Origin of the sequence: Mycobacterium sp. (assembly GCF_035623875.1) — a bacterium.
Lineage (GTDB): Bacteria > Actinomycetota > Actinomycetes > Mycobacteriales > Mycobacteriaceae > Mycobacterium.
Genome location: NZ_DASPSP010000115.1, coordinates 1 through 9,173, shown reverse-complemented (window position 1 = coordinate 9,173; position 9,173 = coordinate 1). Strand labels below are relative to the sequence as shown.

Here is a 9,173-nt window from a genome sequence, read left to right as displayed (position 1 = left end):
ATGTCTTCATTGAGTCGGTCTCGAAGGCGACTTTCTCGGAACTTGGCGCGGTGGCCAAGGACATGGACACCCACCGGCCGGTCGCGATCGCGACCGTCATTGCTCATCCGGCCGCCGAGCGGGTTGGCCGCAGACTTGTCGTGCGCCCCGACGCGGTGGCGGGATCGCTCGGTACCGCGCGTGCGGATGCCGCCATCGCCGACGATGCCCGGGGTCTGCTCGCCGTGAGCCGCAGCGATGTCCTGCGCTACGGGCCCGACGGGCAGCGTCGCGGGGAGGGCATGGAAGTCTTCGTGTCCAGTCACGCGCCGCGCCCGCGCATGCTGGTGTTTGGCGCGATCGACTTCGCCGCTGCGCTCGCGCGGCTGGGATCGTTTCTCGGCTACCGAGTCACCGTGTGCGACGCCCGCCCGGTGTTCGCGACCTCCGCGCGCTTTCCGACCGCTGACGAAATCGTCGTCGACTGGCCGAACCGGTATCTGGCGGCCCAGGCCGACGCGGGCGGCATCGATCGCGACACCGTGATCTGCGTGCTCACCCATGATCCGAAGTTCGACGTTCCGGTGCTCGAGGTGGCGTTGCGGTCGGACGTCGGGTACGTCGGGGCCATGGGGTCGCGCCGCACCCACGACGACCGGATGGCCCGGCTACGGGCGGTGGGGCTGACTGATGTCGAGTTGAGCCGGTTGGCCAGCCCTATCGGGCTGGATCTTGGTGCCCGCACCCCGGAGGAGACGGCGGTCTCTATCGTGGCGGACATTATCGCCCGCCGCTGGGGCGGCGGGGGGCGCCGGTTGGCCGATATCGATGGCCGTATCCACCATGAGCAGCAGGTCGAAGGCGAGTTAAGCGATCGCTTAACTCCATATTGACGCGACGCCAGCAGCGGCCAACACTGAACTTCCGCTCCCTGAATGTGAGGTCGGTCACATGCAAGTACCTGGGCCCTTCGAGTATGAACGAGCGAGCAGCGTCGACCACGCCATCGGACTTCTGGACCGGTTGGGGGACGGCGCACGGGTGATCGCCGGCGGCCACAGCCTGCTGCCGATGATGAAGCTGCGCATCGCCAACCCGGAATACCTGATCGACATCAACGATCTGGCGCCCGAGCTGGGATACATCGTCGTTGGCGGAGTGGCCAACCCGACGCTGGCCCGTATCGGTGCCATGACTCGGCACCGCGAGCTGCTGGAGTCGGACGCGCTGGCAGCGGTGTGCCCGATCTTCCGCGATGCCGAATGGGTGATCGCCGACCCGGTGGTACGCAATCGCGGCACCCTCGGCGGTTCACTGTGCCAGGCGGATCCGGCCGAAGATCTGGTGACCGTCTGCAGCGTATTGGACTCAGTGTGCTTAGCCCGCGGACCGTCGGGTGAACGCGAGATAGGGATCGACGACTTCATGGCGGGGCCGTACGAAACTGCGTTGGCACACAACGAAATCCTCGTCGAAGTGCGGATCCCGTTGCGGCACAACATGTCCAGCGCCTATGCGAAGGTGGAACGGCGAGTGGGCGATTGGGCGATCACCGCGGCCGGCGCCGCGGTCGCCCTCGACGGCGACGTGATTGCCGGCGCCAAAGTGGGGCTGACCGCGGTCAATCCCGATGCCGCCGCGCTCGCGGCGATATCCGACGTGCTGGTCGGTAAGCCACCCACCGAAGAGGTGCTCGCCGAGGCGGGCCGTCAGGCCGCGGCCGCCTGTGAGCCGGTGACCGACATGCGCGGCAGTGCTGACTACAAGCGCCATCTCGCCGCCGAGCTGACCACGCGCACGCTGCGCACCGCCGTCGAGCGGGTGCGCAACGCGCCTGTGCCCAGCGGGAATTAAGGAGGGCAACCGACCATGCAGGTGACTATGACGGTTAACGGCCAGGCGGTTACCGCCGAAGTCGAACCACGAATGCTGTTGGTGCACTTTTTGCGGGACCAGTTGCGGCTCACCGGAACTCACTGGGGTTGTGACACCAGCAACTGCGGGACGTGTGTGGTGGACGTGGACGGCGTGCCGGTGAAGTCCTGCACAATGCTGGCCGCGATGGCATCGGGGCACAGTGTGCGGACCGTGGAAGGACTCGAAGTCGACGGCCAGCTCGATCCGGTGCAGGAGGGGTTTATGCGGTGCCACGGGCTGCAATGCGGCTTCTGCACACCGGGAATGATGATCACCGCCCGCGCCCTGCTTGACCGCAACCCCAACCCGGACGAGGCCACCATTCGGGAGGCGATCTCCGGGCAGATCTGCCGGTGCACCGGATACACCACGATCGTGCGTTCCATCCAATGGGCAGCATCCCACCCGAAGACCAAGGCGGAGGCCAGCGCATGACCACCATCGAATCTCGCCCTCCTTCGCCCGAAGACCTGGCCGACAACGACCAGAAGCCGTGCGGGCACGGCCGGATGCTGCGCAAAGAGGATCCCCGATTCATCCGCGGCCGCGGCACCTATGTCGACGACGTCGTGCTGCCGGGCATGCTGCACCTGGCGATTCTGCGCTCGCCGTATGCGCACGCCCGCATCGTGAGCATCGACACCACTGCCGCACAGGCACATCCCAAGGTCAAGGCGGTGGTGACCGGCGCCGATCTGGCCGACAAGGGCCTGGCCTGGATGCCGACGCTGTCCAACGACGTGCAGGCGGTGCTGGCCACCGACAAAGTGCGCTTCCAGGGTCAGGAGGTGGCGTTCGTCGTCGCCGAGGACCGCTATTCGGCCCGCGACGCGCTGGAGCTGATCGACGTCGAGTACGACCCGCTGGAACCGGTGATTGACGCGCGCAAGGCGCTTCACCCGTCGGCGCCAGTGATCCGCACCGATCTGGAGGGCAAAAAAGACAACCACCTCTTCGACTGGGAGACCGGTGACGCGGCGGCCACCGAGGCCGTCTTAGCGAAGGCTGACGTCGTCGTCAAGCAAGAGATCGTCTACCCGCGGGTGCATCCGGCACCGATGGAAACCTGTGGTGCGGTCGCCGATCTGGATCCCGTCACCGGCAAGCTCACGCTATGGACGACCTCGCAGGCGCCGCACGCCCACCGCACGCTCTACGCGTTGGTCGCCGGCCTACCCGAACACAAGATCCGGGTGATCTCCCCCGACATCGGCGGCGGCTTCGGCAACAAGGTGCCGATCTATCCGGGTTACGTCTGCGCGATCGTCGGCTCGCTGTTGCTGGGCAAGCCAGTCAAATGGATGGAGGACCGCAGCGAGAACCTGACGGCCACCAGCTTTGCGCGCGACTACATCATGGTCGGCGAGATCGCCGCCACCAGCGACGGCAAGATTGTGGCGATCCGGTCCAATGTGCTGGCCGATCACGGCGCATTCAACGGCCAGGCGGCCCCGGTGAAGTACCCGGCCGGGTTCTTCGGGGTGTTCACCGGCAGCTACGACCTGGAGGCGGCGTACTGCCATATGACTGCGGTGTACACCAACAAGGCGCCCGGCGGGGTGGCCTACGCGTGCTCGTTCCGTATCACCGAAGCGGTGTATTTCGTGGAGCGGCTGGTGGACTGCCTGGCATACGAGTTGAAGACGGATCCGGCTGAGCTGCGGCTGCGAAACCTGTTGAAACCCGAGCAGTTCCCGTACCAGAGCAAGACCGGATGGGTATACGACTCGGGCGACTACGAGACCACCATGCGCAAGGCGATGGACATGATCGGCTACGACGCGCTGCGCGCCGAACAGAAGGAGAAACGCGCGCGCGGCGAGCTGATGGGTATCGGCATGTCGTTCTTCACCGAGGCGGTCGGCGCCGGGCCGCGCAAGGATATGGACATCCTGGGCCTCGGCATGGCCGACGGCTGTGAGCTGCGGGTGCATCCGACGGGCAAAGCCGTTGTGCGACTTTCAGTTCAGACCCAGGGCCAGGGTCATGAGACGACATTCGCCCAGATCGTCGCGGAGGAACTGGGAATCCCGCCCGACGACATCGAGGTGGTGCACGGCGACACCGATCAGACTCCGTTCGGGCTGGGCACCTACGGCAGCCGGTCGACGCCGGTCTCCGGCGCGGCCGCGGCGATTGTCGCCCGCAAGGTGCGCGACAAGGCGAAGATCATCGCGTCGGGAATGCTGGAGGTCTCGGTCGCCGACTTGGAGTGGGAGAAAGGCTCGTTCCACGTCAAGGGAGACCCGTCGGCGTCGGTGACGATCCAGGACATCGCCATGCGCGCCCACGGGGCGGGTGATCTGCCCGAGGGAATCGAGGGCGGCCTGGACGCCGAAGTCTGCTACAACCCGGAGAACTTGACCTACCCGTATGGTGCGTACTTCTGTGTGGTCGACATCGATCCGGGAACCGCAGTCGTGAAGGTGCGCCGCTTCCTGGCCGTCGACGACTGCGGAACCCGGATCAACCCGATGATCATCGAGGGTCAGGTGCACGGCGGCATCGTCGACGGCATCGGCATGGCGCTGATGGAGATCATCGCGTTCGACGAAGACGGCAACTGCCTCGGTGGGTCGCTGATGGACTACCTGATTCCGACCGCCCTGGAAGTACCGCACCTGGAGACCGGGCACACCGTGACGCCGTCGCCCCACCACCCGATCGGCGCAAAGGGCATCGGCGAATCCGCCACCGTCGGCTCGCCGCCAGCGGTGGTGAACGCGGTCGTGGATGCGTTGGCGCCGTTCGGGGTTCGGCATGCCGACATGCCCCTGACACCATCGCGCGTGTGGGAGGCTATGCAGGGCCGCGCGAGACCCCCGGTGTAGGGAGCGCGCCAATGACGGTCAGCCAGCGGGCTCAGGAGTTGCTGCAGGCACGAACACCGTTTGTGCACGCGACCGTGGTGCGGGCACAGGAACCTGCCTCAGCACACCCCGGGGATGAGGCGATCCTGTTGGCGGACGGGACGATCGAGGGTTTCGTCGGCGGCCACTGCGCACAGAACTCGGTCCGCAAGGCGGCGCTCGGCGCACTGCAGTCTGGTGAAAGCGTGTTGCTGCGTGTGCTTCCCGACGGCGACCTACACTTTCCGGAGGCGCCTGGCGCCCGCGTCGTCGTCAACCCGTGCCTATCCGGTGGCGCGCTGGAGATCTTTCTGACGCCACAGCTGCCCGCCCCGCTGATCCGGATCTACGGGGCCTCGCCGATAGCCCAAGCACTGGCCGGGTTGTGCGACCTGCTCGGCTACGCGGTAAAACGTGACGAGTCCGACGAGGTGAACCAAACCACCGCGGTGGTGATCGCCAGCCACGGGGGACCAGAGGCCGACATCATCCGTGCGGCGCTGGACGCGGGCGTGGGGTACGTCGGCTTGGTGGCCAGCAAAATCCGTGGCGCCTCGATACTGAACGGGCTTGAACTCTCCGACGCCGAACGGGCCCGTGTGCATACGCCGGTCGGATTGGCCATCGGCGCTAAGACCCCGGCGGAAATCGCGGTGTCGATCGCGGCCGAACTCATCGCCGCCCTGCGCGGCGGCGGGCTGACCATTCCCGCGCACCCGGCCGACGGTCCCGCTCACGCCCCGGCGGTCGACCCCGTGTGCGGGATGATGGTAACGACCGGGCCCGATACCGAGCATCTCCGCCTCGCCGGCGAAGACTACTGGTTCTGCGGTCCCGCGTGTCGGCTGTCGTTCGTCGCCGCGAAAGGCGGCGCATAACCGTGCGCCAGACAACCGGTGTCGTGCTGGCAGCTGGGAGCTCCAGCCGGCTCGGTGCACCGAAACAAGTTCTCCCATATCGGGATACGACTGTGCTCGGGGCCACGCTCGACGTGGCCCGCGCTTGTGGTTTCGGCCAGATCATCGTCACCCTGGGTGCTGCGGCGCCGACCGTCCGCGACGCGGTGCCGTTGGACGGGATCGACGTGGTGGTCGTCGAGGACATCGGTGACGGATGCTCGGCATCGCTGCGAATCGCATTAAGGCGGGTGAGCCCGGATGCCGCGGGGATTGTGCTGATGCTCGGCGACCAACCCGGAGTCGACACCGCGCTCGTGCGGCGGCTGGTAACCGAGGAGTCGTCCAGTCCCGTCACCGTATGCCGCTACCTAGATGGCCTCGGGCATCCGTTTTGGTTGAGCCGCAGTGTATTCGGTGAGCTTGCTCAACTGCACGGCGACAAGGGGATCTGGAAGCTGATCGAATCCGGTTCTGTCGAAGTCCACGAACTCGCGGTCGACGGCACCGTTCCGCTCGACGTCGACACCTGGGACGACTACCGGCGGCTAGTGGAATCGGGGCGGCAGTGACCCTGTTTGCCGACGTCGAGGACGTGGTCCACCGGTTTGACGCCAAGGACTTCCTACTCGACATCGGGACCGCGTCGGCGATCTTTCTGGCGGTCAGGATCGGAAGACCGCTCCTGTTGGAGGGCGAGCCCGGTGTCGGCAAGACGACAGCGGCGAAAGCCCTTGCAGCGGTGTTAGGTACACCGCTTGTTCGGCTGCAGTGTTACGAGGGGCTAACCGCAAGTGAGGCGCTTTACGACTGGAACTATCAGCGCCAGCTGCTGAGCATCAGGCTCGCCGAGGCGCGTGGTGCCAGAATCGAGGAATCAGATCTCTATAGCGAGCGATACCTGGTGGACCGGCCCATTCTGCAGTGCGTGCGCCACCAGGGACCGACCGCGCCGGTGCTGCTGATCGACGAAATCGACCGGGCCGACGACGAATTCGAGGCTCTACTGTTGGAGTTTCTCGGTGAATCCACCGTCACCGTCCCGGAGCTGGGTACCTTCGCAGCCAAGTACCCGCCGATCGCCGTGCTGACATCCAACCGCAGCCGCGATCTGCACGACGCGCTGCGGCGGCGTTGCCTGTACCACTGGATCGACTATCCGGAGCCGTCCCGGGCCGCTGCGATCGTCCGCCGGACGGTGCCCGGCGCGACGGCGCCGCTGATCGAGCACGCCACCCAATTCGTCGGTCGCGCACGCGATCTCGATCTCGACAAGCCACCGGGGGTGGCCGAGACCATCGACTGGGTCGCCGCCCTGGTCTCGCTCGGTGTGGCAGATCTGGTCGACGCGGACGCATTGGCCAGCCTGGGTGCGCTGGCCAAGACGCCTGATGACCGTGCGCTGATCCATGACGCGTTTGTCGAGTACAGCAACACTTGAGAGCACGGAAACGATGAAGCGATGAAAATAGCCAACGAGTTCACCGTCAGCGCCCCAATCGAGCAGGCCTGGGACGTGCTGTCCGACCTTGAGCAGGTGGTCCCGCTGATGCCCGGTGCTGCGCTCGTCGGCCGCGACGGCGACGACTTCCTCGGCACCGTGAAAGTCAAGGTCGGGCCGGTGACCAGCGAATTCACCGGCAAAGTGCATTTCGTCGAGCGGAGCCGCCAGCAGCACCGCGCGGTCATCGATGGCAAGGGCAAGGAGGCCCGCGGCACCGGCAATGCGGCGGCCACGGTAACCACCCAGCTGCACGAAGCCGGCGAGTGCACCCGCGTCACGGTCGACACCGACCTGAAGATCGTCGGCAAGCTCGCTCAGTTTGGTAGCGGGATGCTGCAACAGGTGTCGGAGAAGCTGTTGAGCCAATTCGTGGACTCCCTGGAAGCGCAATTGGCTGCTAAGAGCTTGAATAGCACAGTCGCCGAGCCGGTTCCAATCGACCTGCTCGAGCTTGCGGGCGGAGACAAGCTGAAAAAGTACTCGCTGCTGTTGCTGGGCGCGCTGGCGCTCGGCGCGCTCGTGTGGGTGCTTCGCCGTCGACGATGAACAGCGCTGGCCTGCTGCGGGGAGTCGATTCGGCGGCATTCGCGACGGCCCTGGCTGTGCGGCTGCGCGGCGTCGGCATACTGGTCTCCGCGGCGGGTCCCGCGAGTTTCGTGCGGGCGCTAAGAGAGTTGGTGCCGCGCACCCGGTCGGAGCTGTATTGGGCGGCGCGGTTGACCCTGGTCAACCGGATGGAGGATCTGGCCGCGTTTGATGCGGAGTTCGAGGCCACAATCGGCGACGCCGTAGTCGGCGTCGATCGGTCCGTTCCGCAGCGAACCCAGCGTGCGCAAGCGGCATACCCAGGAAGCCCGGACGGCGCGCGCAGCCGAGCCAGCCATTCCGCAACAGCCCTGCCCTGGGCCACCCGACCCTCGGGAATGACCGTTGACCAGGAGGACACCGGCCCGTCGATACCGGACCTGCTGCCCAGCCGCATCGCCGCGCGGGCAGACGAACCGTTCGACCAATTCGACCCGGAAGACCTCCGCTTGCTCGGATCTTGGCTGGAAGCGTCGGTTGCGCAATGGCCCCGGCGGCGCAGTCTGCGGCTCGAGCCCAGCCGACACGGGAAGGCGATCGATCTGCGCCGAACGATGACCGCGTCGCGCATGACCGGCTGGGAACCGGTGATCCTGGCGCGCACCCGGCGGCGTCGCCGGCACCGGCGGGTGGTCTTGGTCTGCGATGTCAGCCGGTCGATGCAGCCCTACGCGACGATCTATCTGCATCTGATGCGAGCCGCGGTTCTCCGGCGGGCGGGGATCCGTCCCGAGGTGTTCGCGTTCTCGACATCGCTGACCCGACTCACGTCGGTGCTGTCCCACCGCTCGCCGGAAGTGGCGCTGGACCGGGCCAATGCCAAGGTCACGGACCGCTATGGCGGCACGCACATCGCACGCAGTCTCAGCTCCTTGTTAACTGCGCCGCACGGCAACGCGCTACGCGGCGCGGTGGTGATCATCGCCTCGGACGGCTGGGACAGCGATCCCCCTGACCTGCTCGCCCGCGCGCTGGCCCGCGTGCAGCGCCGCGCTGAGTTGCTGGTCTGGCTCAACCCGCGCGCCGCGCACAGTGAATTTGAACCGCTGGCCGGATCGATGGCCGCCGCCCTGCCCTATTGCGATCTGTTCCTGCCGGCGCACTCGCTGGCCGGCTTGCACCGGCTGTTCCTGGCGTTGGCGTCCGCTGACCGGGCCCGCTAGATCACCCAGCACGGAGATATGGGCACCGCTTGGTAAGGCACCGATTCGTTAATGCGCGGCCGCGGGTTCGAATTCGATTGGCAGAGTGGTTGGTCCAGTCAGGGCGGTCAGCGGTTTCCAGGGGGCCGGTCCGGTTCGCCGGGCGTTTGGCATATGCCGTGTCATGACCGTCAGGGCTTCGGCGAGTTCGAGCCGCGCGAGGTTAGCGCCAAGGCAGTAATGCATGCCGGCGCCGAAGGTCTGCATGGCGGGCGCGCCCTCGCGGGTGATGTCGAGTTGG

The 9,173-nt window shown here is 66.5% G+C and carries 8 protein-coding genes and 2 pseudogenes; 9 read left to right on the top strand and 1 reads right to left on the bottom strand.

Features of this window, described 5'->3' with window-relative positions; all coding sequences use genetic code 11:
* The 9 genes and pseudogenes from VEI45_RS09455 to VEI45_RS09415 all read left to right on the top strand — a co-directional run.
* Nucleotides 1-872 (top strand): XdhC/CoxI family protein (locus VEI45_RS09455; RefSeq protein ID WP_324852447.1); only part of this gene is annotated, 872 nt, incomplete at its 5' end.
* Nucleotides 873-930: 58 nt separating this feature from the next.
* Nucleotides 931-1,833, top strand: a complete 903-nt coding sequence (locus VEI45_RS09450; RefSeq protein ID WP_324852445.1) for a xanthine dehydrogenase family protein subunit M — start codon at nt 931-933, stop codon at nt 1,831-1,833.
* A 15-nt stretch (nt 1,834-1,848) separates the two neighbouring features.
* A complete protein-coding gene (locus VEI45_RS09445; RefSeq protein ID WP_324852443.1) occupies nt 1,849-2,331 on the top strand; it encodes a (2Fe-2S)-binding protein in 483 nt (160 codons plus the stop codon).
* A complete protein-coding gene (locus tag VEI45_RS09440) occupies nt 2,328-4,727 on the top strand; it encodes an aerobic carbon-monoxide dehydrogenase large subunit (protein ID WP_324852441.1) in 2,400 nt (799 codons plus the stop codon). Before VEI45_RS09445 ends, VEI45_RS09440 begins: the two co-directional genes overlap by 4 nt.
* 11 nt (nt 4,728-4,738) lie before the next feature.
* Nucleotides 4,739-5,443, top strand: a pseudogene (locus VEI45_RS09435) (XdhC family protein); the annotation flags it as partial.
* 176 nt (nt 5,444-5,619) lie between these two features.
* Nucleotides 5,620-6,213, top strand: coding sequence for a nucleotidyltransferase family protein (locus VEI45_RS09430; protein WP_324852450.1), 594 nt, complete (start codon nt 5,620-5,622; stop codon nt 6,211-6,213).
* Nucleotides 6,214-6,215: 2 nt separating this feature from the next.
* A complete protein-coding gene (locus VEI45_RS09425; protein ID WP_324852448.1) occupies nt 6,216-7,082 on the top strand; it encodes a MoxR family ATPase in 867 nt (288 codons plus the stop codon).
* Nucleotides 7,083-7,103: 21 nt separating this feature from the next.
* Nucleotides 7,104-7,691, top strand: a complete 588-nt coding sequence (locus tag VEI45_RS09420; protein ID WP_324852440.1) for an SRPBCC family protein — start codon at nt 7,104-7,106, stop codon at nt 7,689-7,691.
* Entirely contained in the window at nt 7,688-8,893 is a 1,206-nt protein-coding gene (locus VEI45_RS09415) for a VWA domain-containing protein (protein WP_324852438.1), read from the top strand. The genes VEI45_RS09420 and VEI45_RS09415 overlap by 4 nt, the downstream gene beginning before the upstream one ends.
* A gap of 48 nt (nt 8,894-8,941) precedes the next feature.
* On the opposite strand, the pseudogene VEI45_RS09410 reads toward VEI45_RS09415, so the two are convergent.
* Nucleotides 8,942-9,173, bottom strand: a pseudogene (locus VEI45_RS09410) (cytochrome P450); the annotation flags it as partial.